Here is a 24469-nt window from a genome sequence, read left to right on the forward strand (position 1 = left end):
GCCGTGACCGACGGCAGGCGGTGAGATGCCAGGCGCGGTGAGGACGCCCGGCGTCGGCCTCAGGCGAGCCCGTCGACCTCCTGCGATGTCGTACGGGCGGCTCTGCCGCGGCCTGCTGCGGGGCGGGTTTCGTCCACGTCGTCGTCCAGGTCCTCGTCGAAGACCGAGCTGACGTCGAAGCGGCACACGATCTGCTGCGGGTCGGCCTGCTCGAACGGCGCGTCCAGCCACTCCCCCGGTTCGGCCGGCTCGTCCGCGGCCGCCACCCACAGCGTGGAGTCGCCCTCCTCCAGGCCGAACTCCTTGTGCCGCGAGGCGATTTCGTCTGGTTCGAACTCGCCGAAGAGCACACCGAGCGCGGCGTGCACGCTGTGGCCCACGACCCCGGCGGCCGAGGGCTCGCCCGCGGCGGTGTCGGTGTCCAGATCCGCGACGCGCTGTGCCTGTGCCCGCAGCCGCTGCGGCTCGATCACGGTGTAGTCCCGGCGGATCAGCACGCTCACCGCGTTCGGCTCCTCCGGCCCGGTGTACGGCGGCAGGCCGTCCTCCGCGCCCGGGATCTCGAAGGGTGTGACCTCGTCGTAGGCGTCGTAGAGCAGTTCGTCGTACACCTCCGCCGCCGCGGCCAGCTGGTTGAACGCCTCATGGACGCCCGAGTCGTCCTCCCCCGACCTCCGCTCGACGGCCGCCAGGTGGGCGTCGAGCGCGGCCTTGACCGCCTCGGCGGCGGCACGTACCTCGGCAGCTGTGGGCTGCGCAGCATCAGACATAGTGCAGACGCTATCCGTACCGGGGCGCTGCCCGCACAATAGATGCGATGCCGGAATACGAATTTGTCGATGTGTATGTGCCGCGCGGGGTGTCCCGCAAGGAAGCGACGCGACTACTGACGGACCACGCGGAGTACGGACACTGGGAGTTGGACCGACTGAGCCTGCGCAGGGACGGCAGCCGAAAGGTGCGGTTGCGCCGCCGGATCATCCGGCAGGTGCGCGCCACCTGGTGAGGCCGCTGGGCAGGAGCCGCCGGACCTGAGGTGCATGGCGCAAGGAGCTGCCTGACGTAAGGCCGCCGGACATGCGAACGGAGTGGGTGCCGTCCTTGACGGCGCCCACTCCGTCGTCGTGCTCCCGGGGGCGTCAGGCGCGCACGCGGGCCCTGCGGTACAGCACGGTGCCGGCGAGCAGCATGCCCGCACCCACCGGAACCGCCACACCGAGCGGCAGCTCACTGCCGGTCTGCGCGAGTACCTCGGTCTCCTCGACCGGCTTCACGAGCTGGGTCTTCGGCTCGTTCGGCGGCTTGCCGGGCTCCTCCGCGACCGGGTCGCGGGGGTCCTGCGGCTTGACGGGGACCTCGGGAACCTCCTTGTCCGGAGGCGCGACCTCCCCGTTGCCGCAGTCGTTGCCCAGGGTGGGGTTGAGAGCACCGACAACCGAGACGCCGTTCCCGCAGGCGTTGACCGGCGCCTCGACGGGGGCCTGGACGTTGTTGCCGGAGAGCACGCCGGGTGAGCCGGAGGTGACACCTTCGGCGGTCGCTCCGCCGCCCGATCCGTGCTCGGAACCGCTGCCGCCCTCGCCGTAACCGCCGCCCTTGCCGGAACCGCGGCCGTGGTCGGACGAACTGCCGCCTCGCTTGGAGGAGTTGCTGCAGTCGTTGCCGGCCGCCGGGTTGAGGAGGCCGACGACGTTCACGGTGTTGCCGCAGACGTTGACCGGCACCTCGATCGGTGCCTGAACGCTGTTCCCGGAGGCGACGCCGGGCGACCCATGGGCGCCGCCCTTGGCGCCCGAGTCGGCGTGTGCGTAGCCGGTGACGGCGAGGACGCCGGACGCGGCCGCCACGGTGATCAGGCCTTTACGCGTGACCTGTCGCATAGGTACTTCCCTGTCTTGGAACTACTGGGAACGCGCACGCCCCACAGCGGAACGTGCGCCGAATGCCCAACAGCCCCGGAGCGCATGGCGCACACTCCGGGGCCACGGACTCAACCCCTCAAGGGGTGAGGCACATACAGATCACTTGTTGATGCAGGTGTTGCCGAAGGTGGGGTTCAGCAGCCCGATCACGGAGACCGTGTTGCCGCACGCGTTCACCGGCACGTGCACGGGCACCTGGATCACGTTGCCCGAGACCACGCCCGGGGACTTGACGGCAGCGCCCTGAGCACCGGCGTCGGCGACGGCGATACCCGCGCCGGCGAGCACCAGACCACCGGTGGCAGCCGCAGCAGCGACGACCTTCTTGATCATTATTCCTCCTTGTTGGCAATGCAGTCCCAGCCGCGGACTGCATCACCTGTAACGAGGAGAGGTGACGGGGGCTACGACCGAACAGCCCCATTCACCCGTTTCAGTCAACTGCGCACACGCAGACGATTCTTGACGCGAGCGCGACGCCTTCCGGAGGGCGCCAGGAGGCGTCACGAGACGTCACGAAGGCATCACGAGACGTCACGAGGCATCACGAGGCATCACGAAGCGTCGATGAACCGGTCGAGGACGCGCACGCCGAACTTGAGGCCGTCCACCGGAACCCGCTCGTCCACGCCGTGGAACATGCCCGCGAAGTCCAGCTCCGGCGGCAGCTGCAGCGGCGCGAAGCCGAAGCAGCGGATACCGAGGTCGTCGAAGGACTTGGCGTCGGTTCCGCCGGAGAGCATGTACGGCACGGCCCGCGCGATCGGGTCCTCCGCCTTGAGGGCGCTCTGCATGGCGTCGACGAGCTTGCCGTCGAAGTCGGTCTCCAGGGCCTTGTCGGCGTGCACGTCCTCGCGCTGCACGCGCGGGCCGAGGAGGCGGTCGAGGTCGGCCAGGAACTCCTGCTCGTAGCCGGGCAGGAAGCGGCCATCGACGTGGGCGGTGGCCTGGCCGGGGATGACGTTCACCTTGTAGCCCGCGCCGAGCATGGTGGGGGCGGCGGAGTTCTTCAGCGTCGCGCCGACCATCTTGGCGATGCCGCCGAGCTTGGCGAGCGTCTCGTCCATGTTCTCCGGGTCGAGCTCGGTGCCGAGGGCGTCGGAGAGCTCGTCGAGGAAGGAGCGGACGGTCTTGGTGACGCGGATCGGCCAGTTGTGCCGGCCGAGGCGGCCGACGGCCTCGCAGAGTTCGGTGATGGCGTTGTCGGTATTGGTCATGGAGCCGTGGCCCGCCGTGCCGTCCACGGTGAGCCGCATCCAGTGCATGCCCTTCTGGGCGGTCTCGACGAGGTAGAGGCGGAGGTTCTCGTTCACGGTGAAGGAGAAGCCGCCGACCTCGCCGATCGCCTCGGTGACGCCCTCGAAGAGGTCCGGGTGCTGGTCGACGAGGTAGCGCGCTCCGTACGTACCGCCGGCCTCCTCGTCCGCGAGGAAGGCGAGCACGATGTCGCGCGGGGGCTTGCGGCCGCTGCGCAGCCGGTCGCGTACGACCGCGAGGGTCATCGCGTCCATGTCCTTCATGTCGACCGCGCCCCGGCCCCAGACACAGCCGTCGGCGATCTCGCCGGAGAAGGGGTGGTGGGTCCAGTCCTGCGCGTTGGCCGGTACGACGTCGGTGTGGCCGTGGATCAGCAGCGCGGGCTTGGACGGGTCCTCGCCCTCGATGCGGGCGACGGTCGAGGCACGGCCCTGGTGGGACTCGAAGATCTTCGGTTCGAGGCCGACCTCGGCGAGCTTCTCCGCCACGTACTCGGCGGCCTTGCGCTCGCCCGGCCCCGAGTGGTCGCCGTAGTTGCTGGTGTCGATACGGATCAGGTCCCGGCAGAGGTCGACGACCTCGTCCTCGCCGGAGACCGACGGTGCCTTCTCGCCCCTGCTCGACTCGCTCACGCTGCTTCCTCCCGAGTTGCCGCTGCTGGTCCCTCACATCCTCGCGCGCCGACCCCGCTCGCCCCAAGGCAGGGCACCGCCCGCAATGCGCCGTTCATGGCCGGGCGGGGGTGGGGCAGGGATGGGCCGGGGGTGGGCCGGGAGTGGGCCGGGGGTGTGATCAGGGCACCCCGAATGTTTGCTATGGTTTTCCACGTCGCCGCGGGAAACCGCGGGTCACCGGTCCGGGTGGCGGAATGGCAGACGCGCTAGCTTGAGGTGCTAGTGCCCTTTATCGGGCGTGGGGGTTCAAGTCCCCCCTCGGACACAGCGAAGATCCCCGGCTCCACTGGAGCCGGGGATCTTTTCGTTGGGCGGCGGCTCAACTCCCGTACGGGCGCGGCCGGTTCGGCGCCGGACACACGTCCGCCCCGGCCGGGCTCGGGGCGCACCGGTCGGGGCGGGGTTCGTGGAGGCGGTCAGTTGCCCGGGGGCCACGCCTTGAAGTGCTTCGGGCGGGGAGGCGCGTACGTCCGGACCTTGGAGGTCCTCAGGCCGAGGCGGACCAGGGACTCGGCGATCGTCACGGCCGCCGCGACGCCGTCGACGACCGGGACGCCGGTGCGCTCGACGACGCGTTCGCCGAGGCCCGACATGCCGCCGCAGCCCAGGCAGATGACCTCCGCGCGGTCCTGCTCGACGGCGCGGGCGGACTCCTCCACGATCGCCTCCACGGCGGCGGCGGGGTCGCGCTCCAGGTCGAGGACGGCCATGCCGCTGGCGCGGACGGAGGCGCAGCGGTCGGCGAGGCCGGCGAGGGCGAGGCGGTCCTCGATCAGGGGGACGGCCCGGTCGAGGGTGGTGACGACGGAGTACGTACGGCCGAGGAACTGGGCCGTCGAGGCGGCGGCCTCGGTGATGTCGACGACGGGGACGTCGAGCAGTTCCTGCAGGCCCTCGCGGCCGTGCTCGCCGTAGCCGGCCTGGATCACCGCGTCGAAGGGCTCCGGGTAGGCGCGGACGGTCTCCATGACCGCGATGGCGGCCAGGTGGCTCTCGTAGTTGCCCTCGACGGAGTCTGCGCCGAAGGCCGGGGTGAGCGGGACGATCTCGGTGCCGGGGGCGGCGACGCTCGCGGCTTGCTCACCGATGCTCTTCGTCATCGTTTCGGTGGTGTTGACGTTGACGACCAGGAGTCGCATGGGGTGGTGTTCCTGTTTTCTCGCGTGAGGGTGCGGGTGGGACGGGTGCGGCGGTCTTCCGCTCAGACGCTCGGTACGGCGATGTCCTCGCCGTCGACGTCCTCCTCGGGAACCCCGGGGCGGCCCGGCAGGACGACGAAGAGCAGGGCGGCGAGCAGGGCGCCGATGAACCAGGAGAAGCCGGAGATGCCCTTGAAGGCCGGGACGAGCGCGATGACCACGGCGACGGCGGCGGCCGGGACGAACGCTCCGACGGCGCGGGGGTTGATGCCCTTGCGGTACGCGTACGTGGCCTCGGGGTGCTCGGTGTAGAGGTGCGGGACGTGCACGCGGGTCTTGCGGATCAGCCAGTAGTCGGCCATGACGATGCCGAAGACCGGGCCGAGGAGCGCGCCGAGTCCGCCGAGGAAGTAGTTGACGACGACCGGGTTGTTGTAGAGGTTCCAGGGCAGGATGACAAGCCCGATCGAGGCGCTGACGACGCCCGCGCGGCGGAAGTTGAGCTTGCGCGGGAAGAGGTTGACCAGGGTGTAGACGGGCGCGACGAAGTTGGCCATCAGGTTGACCGCGACGGTCAGGACGATCAGCGCGAGCGAGGCGAGGACCAGCAGGAACGTGTTCGGGATCGTCTGCACGATGTCGGAGGCGCTGGTGACGACCCGGCCGTCGAGCTTGAACTGCGCGCCGCTGAGGACGACCACGATGCCGGCGAAGAACAGCATGTTCACGGGGATGCCGACGAGGTTGCCGATGTTGATCGAGCGGTTGCTCTTCGCGGAGCGCGTGAAGTCGCAGAAATTGAGCACGAACGTGCCGTAGATGACGACCCAGAGCGCGGCGGCCTGAAGGATGTGCAGCCAGCGGTCGGCGCCGGTGAAGGCGTTGCCGGCGTCCATGGCGATGGACATGTCGGCCTTGGCGAACATCCACACGGCGAGGGCGAGCATCGTGATGAGGACGGCGGGCGCGGCGAGCTCGACGTACTTGCGGATGGCGTCCATGCCGAAGCTGACGATCAGGACCTGGATGACCCACAGGCCGAGGAACGAGACCCAGCCGAGCGCGGAGAGGCCGAGCACGGAGGTCTGCTCCCAGCTCGCGAGGCTCGGGATCAGCGCCTTGAGCAGTGCGGAGAGCACGGTCGCCGCCAGATAGGTCTGGATGCCGAACCAGGCGATGGCGACGCCGCCGCGGATCATGGCGGGGAGCTGGGCTCCTTTGACGCCGAAGGCGATGCGGCTCATGACCGGGAACGGGACGCCGGTCTTGGAACCCATGTAGCCGGAGAGGGTGAGCAGGCCGAACAGGAAGAGCGAGGCGAGCAGGAACGCCGCGAGGATGTCCCAGACGCCGAGCCCGAGGGCGAACAGACCCAGGGCGAAGGCGTAGTTGCCGAGGCTGTGCACGTCGTTGGCCCAGAGGGTGAAGACGCTGTAGCCGCTCCAGTTGCGGCCTTCCTTCTTCGTGGGCGCGAGGTCCGGGCTGTAGAGCCGGGTACTGGTGCCCGTCGCGGTCGCCTGCGAGGCGTCCGGAGACGACTCTCCTGTGTGCGATGCGTCCTGTGCTGTGGTCACACCAGTCACCTTCCGGGAGTTCCGACATCCGGGAGTTCCGGTATACGGAATCAGTTTTTCGAAGCAGGTGAGCCAGGACGCTACGACCGGTTTCGCATACCGGTCAAGAGGTTCGCGGGAGAAAACCACAGGTGAACGGGGGGCGATCAAGGCCGGAGCCTGCGGCAGGAGCCTCAAACCGGGGCTGGAACCGCTGGGTAAATGGGATACCAAATCTTGCTGAGACACAAGGGGTGACCTGCCCACACGTCGCCCGAGCCGCCTCGCCGCAGGCACGGCACAATGAGCGGCATGTCCCTCGTACGACCTCACCGTGCCCTTGCGGACAGCCGCTCGCCTACGCGGAATGCTGCGGAAGATTGCACTCCGGAAAGGCCGTCGCGGCCACTCCGGAGGAGCTGATGCGCTCCCGGTACGCGGCGTTCGCCGTCGAGGACGAGGCGTACCTGCTGCGGACCTGGCATCCGCGCACCCGTCCGCCGCGGATCGGCTTCGAGGCCGGCGGGTCGATGCGCTGGACGGGCCTGGAGATCCTGGACAGCGCGGAGGGCAGCGCGTTCCACAGCACGGGCACGGTCACGTTCCGGGCCCGGTACGTCGACGGCGGCCGGGCGGGCGCGCTGCACGAGCGCAGCCGGTTCGAGCGGCTCGACGGGGCGTGGGTGTACGTGGACGGGGATGTGTACGAGTAGCGGGGCGCCGGGCTGGGGGTACCCGCGGACCCGCGAAGACCGGGAAGCGGCTAGGCCGGGTCCTTGAAGTCTCGCCCGCTCTCAGGGAGTTGCCGCATCTCAGGGTATTGCCGCATCGCGCTCCGCTGGGACCACATGCTCAGGGCCATGCCAATGTGCCCGGCCACCACGATCGCGACCGCGAGGGCCAGCCAGTCGTGCACGAAGGTCGCCCCGGTGCGTACGGCGAGCGGGGCCAGGCCGGTGAACCACATCAGGAGGCCGGTGCCGAGCATCACCAGGACCGCGCCCGCGATCCACGCCGCGTACAGCTTCTGGCCCGCGTTGAACTTGCCCTGCGGGCGCGGCCGGCGCTCGCGGCGGAGCGCGGCCCGCAGCCAGTGGCGGTCGTGCGGGCCGAAGCGGTCGAGGCGGCGCAGGTCGGCGCGGAGCGCGCGGGAGGCGAGGGCGGCGAGGAGCGGCACGGGCAGCAGCAGGCCCGTCCACTCGTGCACGGTGACGACCAGGGCGCGGCGGCCGACGAGCTGGGCGAGCGCGGGGATGTAGAGGCAGGCCGCCGAGGCGATGCAGAGCAGCATCAGGGCGGCGGTCGCGCCGTGCGCCCAGCGTTCGGCCGGGCTGAACCGGCCTTCGCGTACGGCCTGTTCAGGTGGTCGGGGCGTCGTCGCGGCCGTTGGAACGGCCGACCCAGGCGTCGACGTCATAGCCTCGCTCCTCCCAGTATCCGGGCCGGACGTCCTCGGTGACGGTGATGCCGGAGAGCCACTTGGCCGACTTGTAGAAGTACATGGGCGCGACATACAGGCGTACCGGCCCGCCGTGTTCGTGGCTGACCGGCTTGTCCTGCATGCGCAGGGCCACCAACACGTCGTCCCTGCGGGCCTGTTCGAGGGTGAGGCTCTCGCTGTACGCGCCGTCGAAGCAGGTGAAGCGGACGGCGCGGGCCTCGGGGCGGACCCCGGCGGCGTCCAGGAGCCGGGACAGCCGTACGCCCTCGAAGGGGGTCTCGGGGACCCGCCAGCCCGTCACGCACTGCACGTCGCGCACGATCCGGGTCTGCGGTTCGGCGCGCAGCCCGGCCAGTGTGTACGTGCTCGGGCGGTCGACGAGGCCGTCCACGCGCAGGCGGTACGTGCGGTCGTTCTTCGACGGTACGGACGCGGTCACGGAGTAGTACCGGAAGGTGCCGCCCGCGGGCAGGACGTCGGTCAGGCCGGTCGGGTCCTGCCGGGCCAGCGCCTCGACTCCGCGCTGCAGGAGCGGGGCGGCGGCGACTCCGGCCGCGCCCAGACCGAGCATGCCGAGCACGACGCGGCGGCCGACGGGGGCGCCTGAGGCGTCGTCGGACCGGTCGCGGACGTCTTCGGACCCGTCGCGGACGTCGTCGGACCGGTCGCGGACGCCGTCTGGCGGGGTGGGGTTCACATCCCCGAGTTCAGCACTCGGGACGCGGTCGGACCAGGGGGCTCGGGGCGTCGTCAGGGTTTCGTCATCTCTTGCGGTGCGGCCCTACGTGGGCGTGCGCTGTGTCGCCTGCTCCAGCTGGAACGCCTCGTTGCCCAGGCCGATGCGGGCGTGCGCCTCCGGGCGCCGGGCGCGCAGGACCGCGCCGTGCACCAGGCCGACGACCGCCGCGAGGCCGATCACGCCCGGCAGCACCCACGCGAGGGCGGAGCCGGGGCCCGCGCCGACGAGGACGTCGAAGTCCTTCACCGTGTACCCGGCGATCACCAGGAGCGCCAGGCCCGAGAGGGCCGCGGCGACCAGCCGCCAGGCCTGGGCGCGGGCGGCGCCGCGGCGGGCGAAGAAGACGATCACCGCGAGGGAGGCGGCGGCCATGAGGGCGATGATGCCGAGGGCGCCGACGTTGCCCATCCATGTGAACAGCCGCAGCACCGGAACGGTCGGGTCGCCGATGGGCTTGTCGTCGGTGACGGCGAAGGCCGCGACGACGGTCACCGAGATCACCGTCTGGAGGAGTGAGCCCGAACCGGGCGCCCCGCTCGCCTTGTTGGTACGGCCGAACGCGGCGGGCAGCAGCCCCTCGCGGCCCATGGCGAAGGCGTACCGCGCGACGACGTTGTGGAAGCTGAGCATCGCCGCGAACATCCCGGTGACGAAGAGGATGTGCAGGACGTCCGTGAAGCCGGTGCCCAGGCGGTCCTCGGTGAGGCCGAACAGCAGGCCGGGGCCCTGCTCGCGGGCCGCGTCGACGATCCCGGACGGACCGGCCGCCACCGTCAGCGCCCACGAGCTGACCGCGAAGAACAGCGCGGCGAAGCCCACCGCCAGGAACATCACACGGGCGACGACCACCTGCGGCCTGCTGGTCTCCTCCGCGTACACCGGCGCCTGTTCGAAGCCGACGAACGCGGCGATGCAGAAGCAGAGAGCCGTGCCGAAGCCCGCGCCGGTGAGGGAGTCCGGGTCGAACGCGGTGAGCGCGAGCCCGGAGGCGGCGGGCTCGGCGACCGCCGCCACGTCGAAGACGACGACCAGGAGGCACTCGATGAGCAGCAGAACGCCCAGCACGCGCGCGTTGAGGTCGATCTTCAGCCAGGCGAGTGCGGCGACGAGTGCGACGGCCGCCAACGCCGGTATCCACCAGGCCAGTTGGATGTCCAGGTAGGTGGCGAAGAGGGTGGAGACCTCGAAGCCGAAGATGCCGTAGATGCCGACCTGCATGGCGCTGTACGCGACCAGGGCCACAAGGGAGGCGCCCGCACCGGCGGTGCCGCCGAGGCCGCGGGAGATGTACGCGTAGAAGGCGCCGGCGTTGTGGACGTGCCGGCTCATCTCGGCGTATCCGACACTGAAGAGCGCCAGGACCAGGCCGAGGATGACGAAGAGCAGCGGCTGTCCGACCATGCCCATCACGCCGAACGTGGTGGGCATGACACCGGCCACGACCATCAGGGGCGCGCTGGCGGCGAGGACGGAGAGCAGCAGGCCCGCCGTGCCGAGCCGGTCGGCGCGCAGGGCGCGCTCCTCGCCCTTGTAGGTGTTGATCCGGCCGTCACGCGCGGTGGCGCTGACGTTCGCTGTGCTCGAACTGCCCGTCGACATGGTGGGGTCGGGTCCTTTCGGGGTCGGGTTCATGCGGCGCCGAGGGCCGCGTTGCGGGCCGCGCCGAAGGCCTGTGCCGGGTCGCGCCCGGGGTACGACCAGGGGGCTTCGGTCGCGCTTCGGCCGATGCGGTGGAACAGGGCCGCCGCTTCGGCCGCGCGGCCCTCGCAGAACTTGGCGTGGGCAAGGAAGTTGAGGTCGATACGGCCGCGCGGATGCCGGTCGCCGCCCCACTCCAGCCACCAGTCGAACGCGCCCTTCAGGACGAGGCGCGCCAGACGTCCGGACCAGTGGCCCGAGCGCTCCGGCGGGGACCCGGCGCGGGCGGCACCGGCGAGGACGCGGTAGCGCTCGGCGTGCGCGACGACCGGGAGGATCGCGAGCGGGGAGTCGGGCGGCGCCTGGTCGACGGCCCAGGAGGCGAAGTCGTACACCTCGTGCAGCGGGTCCTGGCCCAGGTCGGCGCGGCGCTCGGCGAGGCGGCCGACCATGAGGTGGTGGGCGTGGTGGTGCTGCGGGTGGCGGTGGCGGACCTCGTCGAAGAGGCGGACCACGTCCTCCTCCGAGCCGAGGGTGCGGGCCAGGAGCAGCAGGGCGAGCCACGGGGTGGGGTCGTCGGGGGCGAGCGAGGCGGCGGCGCGGCAGGCGTCCTGCGCGCTCTCGGGGCGCTCCTTGCCGCGCAGGGCACGCCAGACCGAGGCGCAGGCGAACAGGGCCGCGGCGTCCGCGCTCTCCGGCTCGACGAGCCGCCACTCCTGCGCCCACGCGCGCGTGGCGGGTGACTGGCCGAGGACGACGAGGCGGTGGCCTCTGCGGTCCCAGTCGGGGCCGGTGGCGGCGAGCAGGGCACGCGTGTCGGCCCAGCGGCCGCGTTCCAACGCGGCGCGGGCGGCGGTCAGTTCGGTGTCGTCGAGGGCGGGGTCGAAGTCGTACGTGGCGCGCTTGCGGGCGCGCCCGAGCGGAGGAGGCGGTGGGGACACCTCGGTGAGTCCTTCCCATCACGGTGGTCAAGCGGAGGGTGTGGACGGCTGCTGCGGGCCTGTGGTCGTGAGCCCGCGGCGATCACGCACCGCAGACCGGATGATCACGGACAGCTAAGCGGCAGGGGTCTCTTCCGTCAAGGCCGGGCCGGGAGGAATCGATTCGCCAACTTGCTTGTCCACAGGGTGAATTGGGGTGGTGGGGCGATTGTCAGTGGGGGGTCGTAGTCTCGGCGGCAGTGGGAACGAACGGGCCACCGTCGCCCAAGCCGAGCGAAAGGGAGCAGACCATGAGTGAGAATCCGAAGCGGACCGAGCCGATCCCTGGCTCCGACAGCCTGCCGCCCCTGGCCCTGGGCTTCCCCGGACCGCTCCGGGACACCCTGGTCGCGGCGGTGCTCTCGGGCGAGAAGACATCGACGACGGGCTTGCTGGTGGAGTACGAGCTGGAGGGCGAGCCCCTGCCCAGACCCGGGAACCGCTATGCGCTGATCGACTCCGACGACCGGCCCGTCGCGGTCGTCGAGACCACCGGAGCGCAGGTCATGCCGCTCGCCGAGATCGACCTGCGGCACGCCCTGGACGAGGGCGAGGGGTACACGTCGGTGGCGGAATGGCGGGTGGAGCACGAGAAGTTCTGGCACTCCCCGGAGATGCGGGCCGCGCTCGACGACCCGGAGTTCACGGTCGACGACACCACGCTCGTCGTCGCCGAACGCTTCCGCATGGTCACGGACGACCAGAGCTGACGCCCCCTACCCCACCGCCCGACCCGCGGCCCGCCCCGCCGCGCGGCCGGAGAAGATGCAGCCGCCGAGGAACGTGCCTTCGAGGGAGCGATAGCCGTGCACGCCGCCACCGCCGAACCCGGCCGCCTCCCCCGCCGCGTACATCCCGGGCAGGGGGTCGCCGCCGTCCGTGAGCACGCGCGAGGTCAGGTCGGTCTCCAGGCCGCCCAGGGACTTGCGGGTGAGGATGTTCAGGCGTACGGCGACGAGCGGGCCCGCTTTCGGGTCGAGGATGCGGTGCGGGGACGCGGTGCGGATCAGCTTGTCGCCAAGGAACTTGCGGGAGCCGCGCATCGCGGTGATCTGCAGGTCCTTGGTGAAGGGGTTGGCGATCTCCCGGTCGCGGGCGGTGATCTCGCGGCGCAGCTCCGCCTCGTCGATCAGCGGCTCGTCGGTGAGCGCGTTCATGCGGCGGACGAGCGCGGCCAGGTCGTTCTCCACGATGAAGTCGTCGCCGTGGTCCATGAACGCCTTCACCGGTCCCGGCACGTCGGCCCGCGCGCGCCCGATCACGTCGCGTACGGACTTGCCCGTCAGGTCCGGGTTCTGCTCGGAGCCGGAGAGGGTGAACTCCTTGCCGATGATGCGCTTGTTGAGCACGAACCAAGTGTGGTCGTGGCCGCTGTGCATGATGTGGTCGAGGGTGCCGAGGGTGTCGAAGCCGGGGAAGAGCGGCACTGGGAGGCGCTTGCCGCGGGCGTCCAGCCAGAGGGAGGACGGTCCGGGCAGGATGCGGATGCCGTGCCTGTTCCAGATCGGGTTCCAGTTCTCGATGCCCTCGGTGTAGTGCCACATCCGGTCGCGGTTGACGACATGGCCGCCCGCGTCCTCCGCGATGCCGATCATCAGTCCGTCGACGTGCGCGGGCACCCCGGAGAGCATCCTGGCCGGCGGGCGGCCGAGGCGCTCGGGCCAGTTGGCGCGGACCAGCTCGTGGTTGCCGCCGATGCCGCCCGAAGTGACGATCACCGCCTGGGCCTTGAGCTCGAAGAGACCGGTGACGGTGCGGCCGGACTCCTGGCCGCGCTCGATGTCGGACGGTTCGAGCACCTCGCCGCTCACGGTGTCGACGGCGCCCGCGCTGCGGCCGAGGCCGGTCACGCGGTGCCGGAACCGCAGGTCGACCAGGCCGCGCGCCACCCCTTCGCGCACGCGCCGCTCGAACGGGGCGACGAGACCGGGCCCGGTCCCCCAGGTGATGTGGAACCGGGGCACCGAGTTGCCGTGCCCGGTCGCGTCGTACCCGCCGCGCTCGGCCCAGCCGACGACAGGGAAGAACCGCACGCCCTGCGCGTGCAGCCAGGAGCGCTTCTCGCCCGCCGCGAAGTCCACATAGGCCTCGGCCCACTTGCGCGGCCAGTGGTCCTCCTCGCGGTCGAAGGCGGCGGTGCCCATCCAGTCCTGGAGGGCGAGGGCGTGGCTGTCCTTGATCCGCATCCGCCGCTGCTCCGGGGAGTCGACGAAGAACAGCCCGCCGAAGGACCAGTGCGCCTGCCCGCCGATGGACTGCTCGGGTTCCTGGTCGAGGAGGATCACCTTCCGTCCCGCGTCCACGAGTTCGGCGGTGGCCACGAGACCGGCGAGGCCCGCCCCGATCACGATCACATCAGCGTCGTACGCCATGGTCATCCGTCCTGTCGGCGGTGCGCTCCGGGGAGAGGGCACGGGGGTCGGGCAGGGAACTCAGGGATGGGTTAAGGGTTATGGGTTACCCATGGGTTAGATCTTCGGGACACATGTGCGGGGCGTCAACCGCTGTGTTGGACGTGCCTGGTGCGGCGCGGGTTGGATGGGCCGCATGAGTGCTGACGAGATCCTCGACATCGTGGACGAGCAGGACCGCGTCGTGGGCACCGCGCCGCGCGGCGAGGCCTACGCGAAGGGCCTGCGCCACCGCTGCGTCTTCATCCTCGCCCGGGACGCGAAGGACCGCGTCTTCGTGCACCGCCGTACGCCGACGAAGCTGGTCTTCCCGTCGATGTACGACATGTTCGTGGGCGGCGTCGTCGGCGCGGGCGAGGCGTACGACACGGCGGCGCTGCGCGAGGCCGAGGAGGAGCTTGGCGTCTCCGGACTCCCGCAGCCCCTCCCGCTGTTCAAGTTCCTGTACGAGAGGGACGAGCACACCTGGTGGTCGTACGTCTACGAGGTGCGCTGCGAACTTCCGGTGTCCCCGCAGGTCGAGGAGGTCGAATGGCACGCGTTCCTGCCCGAGGACGACCTGCAGCGCCGGCTCGGCGAGTGGGAGTGGGTGCCCGACGGACTGGCCGCGTACGAGCGGCTGAGGGCCTGGCGTGCGCGGTGATCGGGCGCCGGTAGGGTGCGGGGCGTGATCGGGTTCGTGGAGTCGCTGCGGCTGTGGTTCGCCCCCGCGCGGGTGCGGGAAGAGGGCGAGACGCCGGACTACCGCTTCTCGCTGGCCAACGAGCGGACCTTCCTCGCCTGGATCCGTACGGCGCTCGCCCTTGTGGGCGGCGGCTTCGCGGTCGACCAGTTCCTGCCGGACCTGTCCTGGGGCTGGCGGATCGCGCTGGCCCTCGCGCTGCTCGTAGTGGGTGTGCTGTGCGCGCTGCGGGCCGTCAACCACTGGATGCGGTGCGAGCTGGCGATGCGGCGCGGCGAGGACCTGCCGGTGTCCCGGTTCCCTGCGCTGCTCGCGCTCGCGGTGGGGCTCGTCGCCCTCGCGATGGTGGTGGTCGTGCTCTTCGGCTGGGCCGAGGGGTGAGTCACCCCGTACCCCCGGCAACTCCCGAGCGGGATCCGGGACTTCAGCCGGAGCGGACCCGACTCGCGTGGCGGCGTACGACGTTGTCCTGCACGGTGGCCGCCGTGCTCGCGGGCAAGCAGGCGCTGCACGGCGGGGCGAGCCCGCTCGCCCTTGCCGCCACCGGGTTCTCGCTGGTCCTGTGGCTGGTGTTCGTGGTGGTCGCCAACCGGCGGATCCACGCCCTGGTGAGTGCCCGGCCGGTGTCGATGCGGTGGGGTACGGCACTGGGGGCGGCGGGCTGCACGGTAGGGCTCGCGGTCTTCGCGGTGGCCGTGGTGCGCTGAGGCCGAGCGCCGAGCGCCGAGCGCGAGCGCGGTCTTAGTGCGCCGAGCACCGAGCCCCAGTCGCCGAGCACGGCGGTGGCGCGCCGAGCACCGAGTCCCAGTCCGAGTCGCCGCGTGCCGAGCACGGCCGTGGTGCACCGCGCAACGAGCCCGAGTCGCCGCGTGCCGAGCGCGGCCGTGGCGCACCGAGCACCGAGTCCGAGCCGCCGTACACCGAGCGCCGAGCGCGGCCGTGGTGCGCTGAGCGCGCGGACGGAGCGCGCCCTTCCGCGCGCGCCACCGCACACCGGGACGCACCCTCCACCGCACACCCGGACGCCCCCGCCACCCCTGCCATCCCCACCACCACAACCGGATGAATCCGACATACGGGTCTAGCCTGGTGCTGTCATCCACCCCCGGAACACCGAAGGTGAGCAGCATGACCACCCTCCACCTGGAGCACCCGACCCACGAGCACACGCACGGCGAGGGCTGCGGGCACCCGTCGGTCACGCACGGCGACCACATCGACTACGCGCACGACGGCCATCTGCACCGCGAGCACGAGGGCCACTGGGACGAGTGCGAGCCCGCCGGGCATCAGGCCCACGAGGGGCACGAGCACCAGCACGGCGAGGGCTGCGGCCACCAGGCCGTCCCGCACGGCGACCACGTCGACTACGTGCACGACGGACACCGGCACGCCGAGCACGAAGGCCACTGGGACGACCACTGAGCAGCACCCCCGAGCCGTACTTCCCCCGCTCCCGCCCCGACTGGCAGGCTCTGCCGAGAGGGTGCGGTGGGCGGGGGTTCTCGTGCGGCGGCCCCCGCACGCTCAGCGGCTGGGCACCTCGCCCTTCCGGACGAGAGTCCGATCACTTTCGGCCCACAGGGTAGACGGCATACCGACTGGTCGGCATGATGCTCCTGGAGTCAAACACACAGGGAGCTACAGCATGGCCTCAGACCAGCCACCGGGCCTCGACCTCGACGCACTGCGCGGCCACCTCGACCGTGTGCACCCCGGACTCGTGCGCGGCCCCCTCGAAGGACGGCTGATCGAGGGCGGCCGCTCGAACCTCACGTACGCGGTGACCGACGGAGCCGACCGCTGGGTGGTGCGCCGCCCGCCGCTCGGGCACGTCCTCGCGACCGCGCACGACATGAAGCGCGAGCACCGGGTGATCAGCGCGCTGCGGGACACCGCGGTGCCGGTCCCGAACGCGGTGCTGCTGTGCGAGGACGAGTCAGTGATCGGTTCGCCGTTCTACGTCATGGAGTTCGTGGAGGGCACGCCGTACCGCACCGAGGGCGAGCTGGCGGCGATCGGGGCCGAGCGGACCAGGGCCGCCTGCCTCAACCTGGTGGACACCCTGGTCGAGCTGCACGCCGTGGACCCGCAGGCCGTGGGGCTCGGCGACTTCGGCCGGCCCGAGGGCTTCCTCGACCGCCAACTGCGGCGCTGGGGGAAGCAGTTGGACGCCTCCCGCAACCGTGACCTCGCGGGCGTCGACGAACTGCACGCGGCGCTCGGCAGGGAGCTGCCCAACTCCCCCGCGGCCACCGTCGTGCACGGCGACTACCGGCTCGACAACGTCCTGATCGACGACCGCGAGCAGATCACCGCGATCCTGGACTGGGAGATGTCGACGCTCGGCGACCCGCTGACCGACCTCGGGCTGCTCGCGATGTACAGCGCGCGGCTCCAACTTCCCGGCTCCCCCATCTCCACGACCGCTTCGGCTCCCGGCCACCCGGACGCGAGCGAGCTCATCGAGCGGTACGCCGCGCGCTCGGGGCGCGACGTGTCGGCGGTCTCCTGGTACACGGCGTTCGCCTGGTTCAAGCTCGCCGTGATCCTCGAGGGCATCCACTACCGGTACACGCTCGGGCAGACGGTCGGTCCCGGTTTCGACCGTATCGGCGAGCTCGTACCGCAATTCATCGAGCACGGCCTGACCACCCTTCAGGAAGGCTGATCCGCCATGGACTTCGCATTCGACGCCCGCACCGAGGAGCTGCGCACGAAGCTGCTCGCCTTCATGGACGAGTACGTGTACCCGGCGCAGCCGGTGCTGCACGAGCAGCACGCGCGGCTCGACTCGCCCTGGAAGGTCCCGCAGATCGTGGAGGACCTGAAGGCGGAGGCGCGGCGGCAGGGATTGTGGAATCTGTTCTTGCCGGACTCGGAGCACGGGGCCGGGCTCACCAATCTCCAGTACGCGCCGCTCGCCGAGATCACCGGCCGTGCCCCGCAGTTGGCGCCGACCGCGCTGAACTGCGCGGCGCCAGACACCGGCAACATGGAGGTGCTCACCCAGTTCGGCGACGAGCGGCAGAAGAAGCAGTGGCTGGAGCCGCTGCTCGCCGGTGAGATCCGGTCGGCGTTCGCGATGACGGAGCCGGAGGTGGCCTCGTCGGACGCGACGAACATCGAGACGCGGATCGAGCGAGCCCCCGATAATCCCGCTGAATACGTCATCACCGGGCGCAAGTGGTACATCTCCGGGGCGATGAACCCCGACTGCAAGATCTTCATCGTGATGGGCAAGACCGACCCGGACAACGAAGACGTACGCCGGCAGCAGTCGATGATCCTGGTCCCGCGCGACACCCCGGGCCTCACCGTGAAGCGCGCCATGACGGTGTACGGCTACGAGGACCACTGGCACGGCGGCCACGCCGAGGTGGTCTTCGACCAGGTGCGGGTGCCCGCCTCGAACCTGATCGGCGAGGAGGGCGGCGGCTTCGCGATCGCGCAGGCGCGGCTCGGCCCCGGCCGTATCCACCACTGCATGCGCCTGATCGGCATGGCGGAGCGCGCCATCGAGCTGATGTGCAAGCGGGCCGTGTCGCGTACGGCGTTCGGCAAGCCGCTCGCGCAGCAGGGCGTGGTGCACGAGTGGATCGCGGACGCGCGGGTCGCCGTGGAGCAGTTGCGGCTCCTCGTCCTGAAGACGGCCTGGCTGATGGACACGGTCGGCAACAAGGGCGCGCACACCGAGATCCAGGCCATCAAGATCGCCACTCCGCGTACGGTCGTCGACATCATCGACCGCGCGGTGCAGCTGCACGGCGCGGGCGGTGTCAGCCAGGACTTCCCGCTGGCCGAGCTGTGGGCCGGGGCGCGCACGCTGATGCTCGCGGACGGCCCGGACGAGGTGCATCAACGGTCCCTCGCTCGGCGGGAGTTGAAGCAGTACCTGTGACCTGAGGAGTCAGGGGCGCAGCGCGCGCAGCAGCAGGTCGGCGAGGTGATCGGCGACCTGCTGCTGTGTGAGCGGGCCGTCCGGCCGGTACCACGTCGACAGGTGGTGGACCGAGCCGAAGTGGTAGTCCACGACGAGGTCGGCCGGGGTGGCGGTGGAGAACACCCCGGCCTTCTGGCCTTCTTCGATCAGGGCGCGGAACCGTTCGTGGTAGCGGCGGCGTTCGGCGCGTACCTGCTTGTTCTTCTCCGGGCTCAGGTGGTGCATGGAGCGGAAGAAGATGGCGGCGTCGTCGAGGTTGTCGATGGTGGTGACGACGACATCCGCGGCGGCGTCCCGCAGCCGCTCCTCCACGGGTGCGTCGGAGTCCGCGTACGCGTCGAGGCGCTCCTGCTGGAGGCGGAGCACACGCGCGTAGACCTCCTGGAGCAGGTCTTCCTTGGAGCCGAAGTAGTGGTAGAGGGCGCCCTTGGTGACGCCGGCCGCCTCGACGATCTCCTGCACGGAGGTGCGGTCGTAGCCCTGCTCGGCGAAGAGCCGGGTGGCGGCGGCCAGGAGCCGTTGGGGGACGGGCGTGCCGGCATCGGAGTCCGTCACCTTGGCCATGGCCGCCACCTGCCTTTCGTACGTGTGCGAGTTGCTATGTGTGCGAGTTGCTATGTGTGCGAGTTGCTATGTGTGCCAGTTGCTGTGTGTACCGGTCAGCGGGCAACCGTATGCGATCTACGGCTGGGAGCGCAGTTCCCGTCGGAGGATCTTCCCACTCGTGGTCTTGGGGAGCTCCGGCAGGATCTCCACCTCGCGCGGGTACTTGTACGCGGCGAGCCGCTCCTTGCAGTACGCGCCGAGCTCGTCCGGGTCCGCGCTCGCGCCGGGGCGCAGGCTGACGTACGCCTTCACGGACTCGCCGCGGTAGCTGTCGGGGACTCCGACGACGGCCGCCTCGCGGACCGCCGGGTGGCCGTAGAGGACGTCCTCGACCTCGCGGGGCCAGACCTTGAAGCCGGAGGCGTTGATCATGTCCTTCTTGCGGTCGACGACGTAGAGCCAGCCGTCGGCGTCCATGAAGCCGATGTCGCCGGTCCTCAACTCGCCCTGGGGGAAGGTCGCTTGGGTGGCCTCGGCGCGGCGCCAGTAGCCGGGGACGACCTGCGGTCCGGTCACCGCGATCTCGCCGTGCTCGCCGAACGGCACGTCGGCGCCCTGCTCGTCGACGATCCGCACGACGGTGTCCGGGCCCGGCACGCCCACCGAGAGCGTCCCGGAGGCCGGGTCGACGGGCACCTCGTGCTCGGGCGGCACGGAGGCGCAGGGCGCGGTGCACTCGGTGAGTCCGTAGCCGTTGCGGATGTACGGGCCGAAGGCGGCGCGGAACTTCTCCACCAGGGCGGGCGGCAGCGGGGCGCCGCCCGAGGAGATGACCTCGAAGGACGAGAAGTGGTCGCGGGTGACGTCCGGGTGCGCGGCGAGCGCCATGAACGCGGTGGACGGGCCGACGGTGTACGCGGGCCGGTGCTCCAGGAACGCGTCCAGGACGACACCCGCCTCGAAGCGGTACGCGAGGGCGAGGGTGCCCGCGTTGGCGAAGCAGGCGGAGAGCTGGCAGACCATGCCGGTGATGTGGAAGAGCGGCGCGAGCCCGAAGTAGGTCGCGCCCTCGGCGATCCCGTGGCCGCCGCGCTGCCGTTCGGCGTTGTACGTGATGTTGCCGTGCAGGTTCATGGCGCCCTTGGGGGTGCCGCTGGTGCCCGAGGTGTAGCTGATCAGCGCGATGCCGTCGGCGGCCGGTTCGCGGCCGGTGGGCGGTTGGGCGCCTGCGCGGGCGACGGTCAGCAGGTCGTCGGCGTCGGCGTCGGCGTCGGCCGCCCGCTGGAGGCGCTCGAAGCCGAGGACGCGGGTGTCGCCCCGGGTCTGCAGGTCCAGCTCGCAGGCGGTGAGCACGATCCGTACCGGCGAGTCGGCGGCCGTGTCCCGCAGGTACGACTCCCAGGCGCGGTCCGAGCAGATCAGTGCGGTGACCTCGGCGTCGTGCAGGACGTGCCGGACCTCGCCCGTCTTGTACATCGGGTTGACCGGGACGACCGTGGCCCCGGCCTTCCAGGCGCCGAGCAGGGCGAGGACGAAGTGCGGGGTGTTCTGCAGCATGATCGCCACCCGGTCCCCGGGACCGAGGCCGCGGGCCGCGAGGTGTCCGGCGACGGAGTCGCTGAGCGCGTCCGTCTCCGCGTACGAGAGGCGGCCGTCGAAGTAGGCGAGGGCGGTGTGCCGCGGGGCCCTGGCGACGGCCTCGCGGAAGGCGTGCACGACGGAGGGCGGCGGGTCGGCGGGGGCGCGCTGGGCCTCGCTGAGGCGGCCGAGCCAGGGCTTGGCGGCGTAGATGCCGTTCGGGGCCACGGTCACTGAGCGGCCTCCCACTTCTGCTGGATGTGGTTCATGTTGCCGAGCCAGCGGTCCGGGTCCGAGGCGCGTGCCGCGTAGTATCCCGCGACCTCGGGGTGCGGCAGGATCAGGAAGCGGTCGGCCTCGATGCCCGCGAACAGCGCGTCGGCGACGTCCTCGGGCTCGATGGCGCTGGGCGCGAGGACGAGTTCGCCGGCCGAGCCGGAGGCGGTGAGCATGTCGGTGCGCACGCCCTGCGGGCAGATGGCGTGCACCTTGAGGCCGCGGTGCCGGTACGTCAGCGAGAGCCACTCGGCGAAGGCGTACGCGCCGTGCTTGGTGACGCTGTACGGCGCCGCCCCGACCATGGTGAGCAGTCCGGCGGCCGACACGGTGGAGACGAAGCGGCCGTCGCCGCGCTCCAGCCAGCCGGGCAGCAGGGTGTGGGCGGCGCGGATGTGGGCCATCACGTTCACGTCCCAGGCCGTGGCCCACACCTGCTCGGCGGCGGCCTCGGTGCCGCCGGAGGCGAGGCCCGCGTTGGCGCAGTAGACGTCGACGGTGCCGCCGAGCGCCTCGCGCGCGGGCTCGACGATCGCGGAGGCGTCCCCGGGTACGGCGATGCCGCCGATCTCCCCGGCCACGGTCTTCGCCTTGTCGGGGTCCAGGTCGTTGACGGCCACCCGGGCCCCCTCGGCCGCGAACCGGCGGGCCAGTGCGGCGCCGATGCCGGCACCTGCCCCCGTGACGACAACTGCCTTGTCCCGCATGCTCTCCACCCTCGTGTCTCCCCTCGTGAACGACTCGTCAACAGCCTCGACGCGATCGCAGACTAACCAGTCGGTATGCCGTGGGGGAAGGGGACGGACGAGACGACCCCTGTCCGGTTCGTTCCGTGGGAGGCGTGTGCGCGTTAGCGTGCGTGCGCATGTCAGCCGCGCTCATCGATGTCACGGAGGTCATGGAATGAATCTCTCCAGACGGAGCCTGCTCGCCGCCGGAACCGGAGCGGTCGCCGCGACGGCCGCCTCGTCTCCCGCCCTCGCGGCCGGTGCGGGCCGTACGGGACATCCGGGCGGCCGCAGGCTCCGGACCGGCTTCGAGCGGCTCGCCGACGACGGCTACGGGATCCTCGACGGCGAGCGCGTCGGCATGGTCACCAACCCGACCGGCGTGACCCGCGACGTCCGGCACATCGTGGACGTGATGCACGCCGACGAACGCGTGGACCTGGTCGCGGTGTTCGGCCCCGAGCACGGCTTCCGCGGCACGGCGCAGGCGGGCGGTTCGGAGGGCCGGTACGACGACCCGGCGACGGGCCTGCCCGTCTTCGACACGTACCGGCAGAGCGGGCAGGCGCTCGCGGACATCTTCACGGAAGCGCGCGTGGACACCGTCGTCTTCGACATCCAGGACGCGGGCGCGCGCTTCTACACGTACATCTGGACGCTCTACGACTGCATGGTGGCCGCCGAGCTGGCCGGGAAGCGGTTCGTGGTCCTGGACCGGCCGAATCCGGTGTCCGGCCGGTCGGCCGAAGGGCCGGTCCTGCACAAGGAGTTCGCGACGTTCGTGGGGCGCGAGCCGATCTCGCAGGCGCACGGGATGACGGTGGCGGAGCTGGCGCGGCTGTTCAACGCGGAGTTCCTGAAGCGGCCGGTGGAGCTCGACACGGTGCTGATGTCGGGCTGGCGCAGGGACGAGTTCTACGACGCGTCGGACCTGCCGTGGGTGCCGCCGAGCCCGAACATGCCGACGCCCGAGACGGCGCTCGTGTACCCGGGTACGTGTCTCTTCGAGGGCACCAACCTGTCGGAGGGGCGGGGCACGACGCGGCCGTTCGAGCTGCTCGGCGCCGAGGGCATCGACCGTCGATGGGCCGAGGCCGCGAACGAACTCGGGCTGCCCGGCGTGCACTTCAGGGAGGCGTACTTCGCGCCGACGTTCTCCAAGTTCCAGGGCAAGACCGTCGGCGGTGTGCAGCTCCATGTGCACGACCGGGAGGCGTTCGACGCGGTGGCGACCGGGATCGGGCTGCTCGTGACGGCCAAGCGGACCTGGAAGGGCTTCGCCTGGCGCGGTGACCACTGGATCGACAAGCTCACCGGGTCGACGCAGGTGCGCACGATGATCGACGCGGGGGCGGACGCGGAGGACGTGGTGGCTGCCTGGCAGGGGGAGTTGGCGGAGTTCCGCGCGGTGCGCAGGAGGTATCTGGCGTACCGCTGAGACCGATGCGCGGTCTCAGCATCCGAGACCGCCCGTCCCACCTATTGACTGCACGGTACACCGATCGCCACAGTGCCGACGTGATCGACGACGACCCCACCACCGACCTCAGCAAGGCCACCGCCCCCGGCGACGCCGCCTCCACGGACGAGAGTCCGGAGAGCCTGCGCCGGGTGGCGGTGGCCAGCTTCATCGGCACCGCCATCGAGTTCTACGACTTCTACGTCTACGGAACGGCCGCCGCCCTCGTCCTCAACGACGCCTTCTTCCCGAACCTGTCGCCGGTCAACGGCACGCTCGCGGCGTTCTCCACGTACGCGGTGGCCTTCGCGGCGCGGCCCATCGGCTCGCTGGTCTTCGGCCACTTCGGGGACCGGGTCGGCCGCAAGTCCGTCCTGGTCGCCTCGCTGCTCCTGATGGGGCTCTCCACGGCGCTCGTGGGCCTGCTGCCCGGCTACGGCACGTGGGGCATCTGGGCGCCGCTGCTGCTCGTCCTCCTCCGCTTCCTCCAGGGCGTCGGGCTCGGCGGCGAGTGGGGCGGGGCCGCGCTGCTCGCCGTGGAACACGCACCGCGCGGCAAACGCGGCATGTTCGCGGCGTTCCCCCAACTCGGCCCGTCCGTGGGGTTCTTCGCGGCGACCGGCATCTTCTGGCTGCTCTCGTCCGTGCTGGACGACGAGGCGTTCCGCGGCTGGGGCTGGCGGGTGCCGTTCCTGCTGTCGTTCCTGCTGGTGGCGGTCGGCCTGTTCGTGCGGCTCAGGATCAGCGAGACCCCGGTCTTCGCGCGCGTGATGGCCGCTCAGGAAGCCAGCAGGGCCCCCGCCCTGGAGGTGTTCAAGCGGCACCCGCGCGAGCTGCTGCTCGGCGCGGGCGGCATGGTCGTCGCGTACGGCCTGTTCTACACGGCCACCACGTACTGCCTGGCGTACGGGACGAACACGCTCGGCGTCTCCCGGAACACGATGCTCGGACTGTCCCTGGTGGCCTGCGTGTTCCTCGCCGCGGGCACCTGGTTCGCGGCGACCCGCTCCGACGCGGGCGGACGGCGCCGCCTGGTCCTCGCGGGCAGCGGGCTCGCGGTGGTGTGGGGGTTCGTGCTGTTCCCGCTGATGGACACCGAGCAGCCGGTGCTCATCGCGATCGCGCTCGGCGGTGCGCTGTTCTGCATGGGTGTGGTCTACGGCCCGATGGGCGCGTACCTGCCGGAGCTGTTCGGGGCGCGGGTGCGGTACTCGGGGGCGTCGTTCGCGTACAACCTGGGTGGGGTGGCCGGGGGTGCGGTTGCTCCGCTGGTGGCTACGCGGTTGCAGGAGTCTTTCGGGTCGGGCGCGGTGGGGTGGTACGTGTCGGCGATGGCGGTCGTCTCGCTGGTGTGCGTGTTGGCGCTGCCGGAGACTCGGGAGCGGGAGCTGGGCTGAGGCGTTTTCTTCCCCTCCCCGCCCCTTCCCTAAAGTCCTGCGGACAGCTTCCTGGGCTCCGCCCCGGACCCCGTATCGCGCTGAGGCGCTCGTCCTCAAACGCCGG

Annotated in this window: 25 protein-coding genes and 1 tRNA gene; 12 read left to right on the plus strand and 14 right to left on the minus strand. The window is 71.1% G+C overall.

What is annotated here, in order from left to right; genetic code table 11:
• Nucleotides 1–59 precede the first annotated feature (59 nt).
• Nucleotides 60–770 carry a hypothetical protein gene (locus QIT00_RS10080; RefSeq protein WP_282534820.1) on the minus strand — a complete coding sequence of 237 codons (711 nt, stop codon included), beginning with the start codon at nucleotides 768–770 and terminating at the stop codon, nucleotides 60–62.
• A 47-nt stretch (nucleotides 771–817) separates the two neighbouring features.
• On the opposite strand from QIT00_RS10080, the gene QIT00_RS10085 reads away from it, so the two are divergent.
• Entirely contained in the window at nucleotides 818–1006 is a 189-nt protein-coding gene (locus QIT00_RS10085) for a DUF5703 family protein (protein WP_175410115.1), read from the plus strand.
• A 133-nt stretch (nucleotides 1007–1139) separates the two neighbouring features.
• Here the strand turns inward: QIT00_RS10085 and QIT00_RS10090 are convergent, their stop codons facing one another.
• The 3 genes from QIT00_RS10090 to QIT00_RS10100 all read right to left on the minus strand — a co-directional run bounded on the left by QIT00_RS10090 (nucleotide 1140) and on the right by QIT00_RS10100 (nucleotide 3811).
• Nucleotides 1140–1880: a chaplin gene (locus QIT00_RS10090; RefSeq protein ID WP_282534821.1), complete on the minus strand. Its 741-nt coding sequence runs from the start codon at nucleotides 1878–1880 to the stop codon at nucleotides 1140–1142.
• Nucleotides 1881–2021: 141 nt separating this feature from the next.
• Nucleotides 2022–2255, minus strand: coding sequence for a chaplin ChpH (gene chpH / locus QIT00_RS10095; protein ID WP_282534822.1), 234 nt, complete (start codon nucleotides 2253–2255; stop codon nucleotides 2022–2024).
• Between the two features lie 221 nt (nucleotides 2256–2476).
• The gene (locus QIT00_RS10100; protein WP_282534823.1) at nucleotides 2477–3811 is read right to left on the minus strand and encodes a M20/M25/M40 family metallo-hydrolase; all 1335 of its coding nucleotides are present in this window, start codon (nucleotides 3809–3811) and stop codon (nucleotides 2477–2479) included.
• Nucleotides 3812–4033: 222 nt separating this feature from the next.
• Here QIT00_RS10100 and QIT00_RS10105 point away from each other — a divergent pair.
• Nucleotides 4034–4118, plus strand: a tRNA-Leu gene (locus QIT00_RS10105).
• 151 nt (nucleotides 4119–4269) lie between these two features.
• On the opposite strand, the gene QIT00_RS10110 is transcribed toward QIT00_RS10105, so the two are convergent.
• Together QIT00_RS10110 and QIT00_RS10115 are read right to left on the minus strand one after the other, a co-directional pair.
• Nucleotides 4270–4992 carry an aspartate/glutamate racemase family protein gene (locus QIT00_RS10110; RefSeq protein WP_282534824.1) on the minus strand — a complete coding sequence of 241 codons (723 nt, stop codon included), beginning with the start codon at nucleotides 4990–4992 and terminating at the stop codon, nucleotides 4270–4272.
• Nucleotides 4993–5054: 62 nt separating this feature from the next.
• A complete protein-coding gene (locus QIT00_RS10115) occupies nucleotides 5055–6566 on the minus strand; it encodes an NCS1 family nucleobase:cation symporter-1 (protein WP_282534825.1) in 1512 nt (503 codons plus the stop codon).
• A 359-nt stretch (nucleotides 6567–6925) separates the two neighbouring features.
• Between QIT00_RS10115 and QIT00_RS10120 the strand changes: the two genes are divergently transcribed.
• Complete coding sequence (locus tag QIT00_RS10120) at nucleotides 6926–7258, plus strand: YchJ family protein (protein WP_282534826.1); 333 nt, start codon at nucleotides 6926–6928, stop codon at nucleotides 7256–7258.
• Nucleotides 7259–7308: 50 nt separating this feature from the next.
• Here QIT00_RS10120 and QIT00_RS10125 read toward each other — a convergent pair whose 3' ends face one another.
• The 4 genes from QIT00_RS10125 to QIT00_RS10140 form a co-directional block, all read right to left on the minus strand.
• Nucleotides 7309–7962 carry a cytochrome b/b6 domain-containing protein gene (locus tag QIT00_RS10125; protein ID WP_282534827.1) on the minus strand — a complete coding sequence of 218 codons (654 nt, stop codon included), beginning with the start codon at nucleotides 7960–7962 and terminating at the stop codon, nucleotides 7309–7311.
• Nucleotides 7904–8566: a molybdopterin-dependent oxidoreductase gene (locus QIT00_RS10130; RefSeq protein ID WP_282534935.1), complete on the minus strand. Its 663-nt coding sequence runs from the start codon at nucleotides 8564–8566 to the stop codon at nucleotides 7904–7906. Before QIT00_RS10130 ends, QIT00_RS10125 begins: the two co-directional genes overlap by 59 nt.
• Before the next feature lie 201 nt (nucleotides 8567–8767).
• A complete protein-coding gene (locus QIT00_RS10135) occupies nucleotides 8768–10324 on the minus strand; it encodes an APC family permease (protein WP_282534828.1) in 1557 nt (518 codons plus the stop codon).
• A gap of 29 nt (nucleotides 10325–10353) precedes the next feature.
• The gene (locus tag QIT00_RS10140; RefSeq protein ID WP_282534829.1) at nucleotides 10354–11304 is read right to left on the minus strand and encodes a hypothetical protein; all 951 of its coding nucleotides are present in this window, start codon (nucleotides 11302–11304) and stop codon (nucleotides 10354–10356) included.
• Between the two features lie 290 nt (nucleotides 11305–11594).
• On the opposite strand from QIT00_RS10140, the gene QIT00_RS10145 reads away from it, so the two are divergent.
• Nucleotides 11595–12053 (plus strand): ASCH domain-containing protein, encoded by a 459-nt coding sequence (locus QIT00_RS10145; protein WP_282534830.1) that lies wholly within the window; start codon nucleotides 11595–11597, stop codon nucleotides 12051–12053.
• A gap of 6 nt (nucleotides 12054–12059) precedes the next feature.
• Here the strand turns inward: QIT00_RS10145 and QIT00_RS10150 are convergent, their stop codons facing one another.
• Nucleotides 12060–13715 carry an FAD-binding dehydrogenase gene (locus QIT00_RS10150; RefSeq protein ID WP_282534831.1) on the minus strand — a complete coding sequence of 552 codons (1656 nt, stop codon included), beginning with the start codon at nucleotides 13713–13715 and terminating at the stop codon, nucleotides 12060–12062.
• Nucleotides 13716–13890: 175 nt separating this feature from the next.
• Here QIT00_RS10150 and QIT00_RS10155 point away from each other — a divergent pair, with 175 nt between their 5' ends.
• The 6 genes from QIT00_RS10155 to QIT00_RS10180 all read left to right on the plus strand — a co-directional run bounded on the left by QIT00_RS10155 (nucleotide 13891) and on the right by QIT00_RS10180 (nucleotide 18337).
• On the plus strand, nucleotides 13891–14397 hold the full coding sequence (locus QIT00_RS10155; RefSeq protein ID WP_282534832.1) for an NUDIX hydrolase: 507 nt from the start codon (nucleotides 13891–13893) through the stop codon (nucleotides 14395–14397).
• A gap of 24 nt (nucleotides 14398–14421) precedes the next feature.
• The gene (locus QIT00_RS10160; RefSeq protein ID WP_282534833.1) at nucleotides 14422–14817 is read left to right on the plus strand and encodes a YidH family protein; all 396 of its coding nucleotides are present in this window, start codon (nucleotides 14422–14424) and stop codon (nucleotides 14815–14817) included.
• A complete protein-coding gene (locus QIT00_RS10165; protein ID WP_282534834.1) occupies nucleotides 14814–15143 on the plus strand; it encodes a DUF202 domain-containing protein in 330 nt (109 codons plus the stop codon). The genes QIT00_RS10160 and QIT00_RS10165 overlap by 4 nt, the downstream gene beginning before the upstream one ends.
• A 421-nt stretch (nucleotides 15144–15564) precedes the next feature.
• Nucleotides 15565–15861: a hypothetical protein gene (locus QIT00_RS10170; RefSeq protein ID WP_282534835.1), complete on the plus strand. Its 297-nt coding sequence runs from the start codon at nucleotides 15565–15567 to the stop codon at nucleotides 15859–15861.
• Nucleotides 15862–16084: 223 nt separating this feature from the next.
• Nucleotides 16085–17107: a phosphotransferase family protein gene (locus QIT00_RS10175; protein ID WP_282534836.1), complete on the plus strand. Its 1023-nt coding sequence runs from the start codon at nucleotides 16085–16087 to the stop codon at nucleotides 17105–17107.
• Nucleotides 17108–17113: 6 nt separating this feature from the next.
• Complete coding sequence (locus tag QIT00_RS10180) at nucleotides 17114–18337, plus strand: acyl-CoA dehydrogenase family protein (protein ID WP_282534837.1); 1224 nt, start codon at nucleotides 17114–17116, stop codon at nucleotides 18335–18337.
• Between the two features lie 9 nt (nucleotides 18338–18346).
• Here QIT00_RS10180 and QIT00_RS10185 read toward each other — a convergent pair whose 3' ends face one another.
• The 3 genes from QIT00_RS10185 to QIT00_RS10195 all read right to left on the minus strand — a co-directional run bounded on the left by QIT00_RS10185 (nucleotide 18347) and on the right by QIT00_RS10195 (nucleotide 21486).
• On the minus strand, nucleotides 18347–18943 hold the full coding sequence (locus tag QIT00_RS10185; protein ID WP_282534838.1) for a TetR/AcrR family transcriptional regulator: 597 nt from the start codon (nucleotides 18941–18943) through the stop codon (nucleotides 18347–18349).
• 117 nt (nucleotides 18944–19060) lie between these two features.
• Nucleotides 19061–20752 carry a class I adenylate-forming enzyme family protein gene (locus tag QIT00_RS10190; protein WP_349017171.1) on the minus strand — a complete coding sequence of 564 codons (1692 nt, stop codon included), beginning with the start codon at nucleotides 20750–20752 and terminating at the stop codon, nucleotides 19061–19063.
• On the minus strand, nucleotides 20734–21486 hold the full coding sequence (locus QIT00_RS10195) for an SDR family oxidoreductase (RefSeq protein WP_282534840.1): 753 nt from the start codon (nucleotides 21484–21486) through the stop codon (nucleotides 20734–20736). The genes QIT00_RS10190 and QIT00_RS10195 overlap by 19 nt, the downstream gene beginning before the upstream one ends.
• A 196-nt stretch (nucleotides 21487–21682) precedes the next feature.
• Here QIT00_RS10195 and QIT00_RS10200 point away from each other — a divergent pair, with 196 nt between their 5' ends.
• Together QIT00_RS10200 and QIT00_RS10205 are read left to right on the plus strand one after the other, a co-directional pair.
• Nucleotides 21683–22945, plus strand: a complete 1263-nt coding sequence (locus QIT00_RS10200) for an exo-beta-N-acetylmuramidase NamZ family protein (RefSeq protein WP_282534841.1) — start codon at nucleotides 21683–21685, stop codon at nucleotides 22943–22945.
• 80 nt (nucleotides 22946–23025) lie between these two features.
• Nucleotides 23026–24363: an MFS transporter gene (locus QIT00_RS10205; RefSeq protein WP_408909748.1), complete on the plus strand. Its 1338-nt coding sequence runs from the start codon at nucleotides 23026–23028 to the stop codon at nucleotides 24361–24363.
• The last annotated feature ends 106 nt before the right edge of the window (nucleotides 24364–24469 follow it).

This window comes from Streptomyces luteolus (assembly GCF_029968015.1).
In the GTDB taxonomy this organism is placed as follows: Bacteria; Actinomycetota; Actinomycetes; order Streptomycetales; family Streptomycetaceae; genus Streptomyces; species Streptomyces luteolus.

Coding starts and splice junctions, on each gene's coding strand:
- QIT00_RS10080 (WP_282534820.1), bottom strand. CDS start 770: ATGTCTGATGCTGCGCAGCCCACAGCTGCCGAGGTACGTGCCGCCGCC.
- QIT00_RS10085 (WP_175410115.1), top strand. CDS start 818: ATGCCGGAATACGAATTTGTCGATGTGTATGTGCCGCGCGGGGTGTCC.
- QIT00_RS10090 (WP_282534821.1), bottom strand. CDS start 1,880: ATGCGACAGGTCACGCGTAAAGGCCTGATCACCGTGGCGGCCGCGTCC.
- chpH (WP_282534822.1), bottom strand. CDS start 2,255: ATGATCAAGAAGGTCGTCGCTGCTGCGGCTGCCACCGGTGGTCTGGTG.
- QIT00_RS10110 (WP_282534824.1), bottom strand. CDS start 4,992: ATGCGACTCCTGGTCGTCAACGTCAACACCACCGAAACGATGACGAAG.
- QIT00_RS10125 (WP_282534827.1), bottom strand. CDS start 7,962: ATGACGTCGACGCCTGGGTCGGCCGTTCCAACGGCCGCGACGACGCCC.
- QIT00_RS10135 (WP_282534828.1), bottom strand. CDS start 10,324: ATGTCGACGGGCAGTTCGAGCACAGCGAACGTCAGCGCCACCGCGCGT.
- QIT00_RS10145 (WP_282534830.1), top strand. CDS start 11,595: ATGAGTGAGAATCCGAAGCGGACCGAGCCGATCCCTGGCTCCGACAGC.
- QIT00_RS10150 (WP_282534831.1), bottom strand. CDS start 13,715: ATGGCGTACGACGCTGATGTGATCGTGATCGGGGCGGGCCTCGCCGGT.
- QIT00_RS10155 (WP_282534832.1), top strand. CDS start 13,891: ATGAGTGCTGACGAGATCCTCGACATCGTGGACGAGCAGGACCGCGTC.
- QIT00_RS10170 (WP_282534835.1), top strand. CDS start 15,565: ATGACCACCCTCCACCTGGAGCACCCGACCCACGAGCACACGCACGGC.
- QIT00_RS10175 (WP_282534836.1), top strand. CDS start 16,085: ATGGCCTCAGACCAGCCACCGGGCCTCGACCTCGACGCACTGCGCGGC.
- QIT00_RS10180 (WP_282534837.1), top strand. CDS start 17,114: ATGGACTTCGCATTCGACGCCCGCACCGAGGAGCTGCGCACGAAGCTG.
- QIT00_RS10185 (WP_282534838.1), bottom strand. CDS start 18,943: ATGGCCAAGGTGACGGACTCCGATGCCGGCACGCCCGTCCCCCAACGG.
- QIT00_RS10195 (WP_282534840.1), bottom strand. CDS start 21,486: ATGCGGGACAAGGCAGTTGTCGTCACGGGGGCAGGTGCCGGCATCGGC.
- QIT00_RS10200 (WP_282534841.1), top strand. CDS start 21,683: ATGAATCTCTCCAGACGGAGCCTGCTCGCCGCCGGAACCGGAGCGGTC.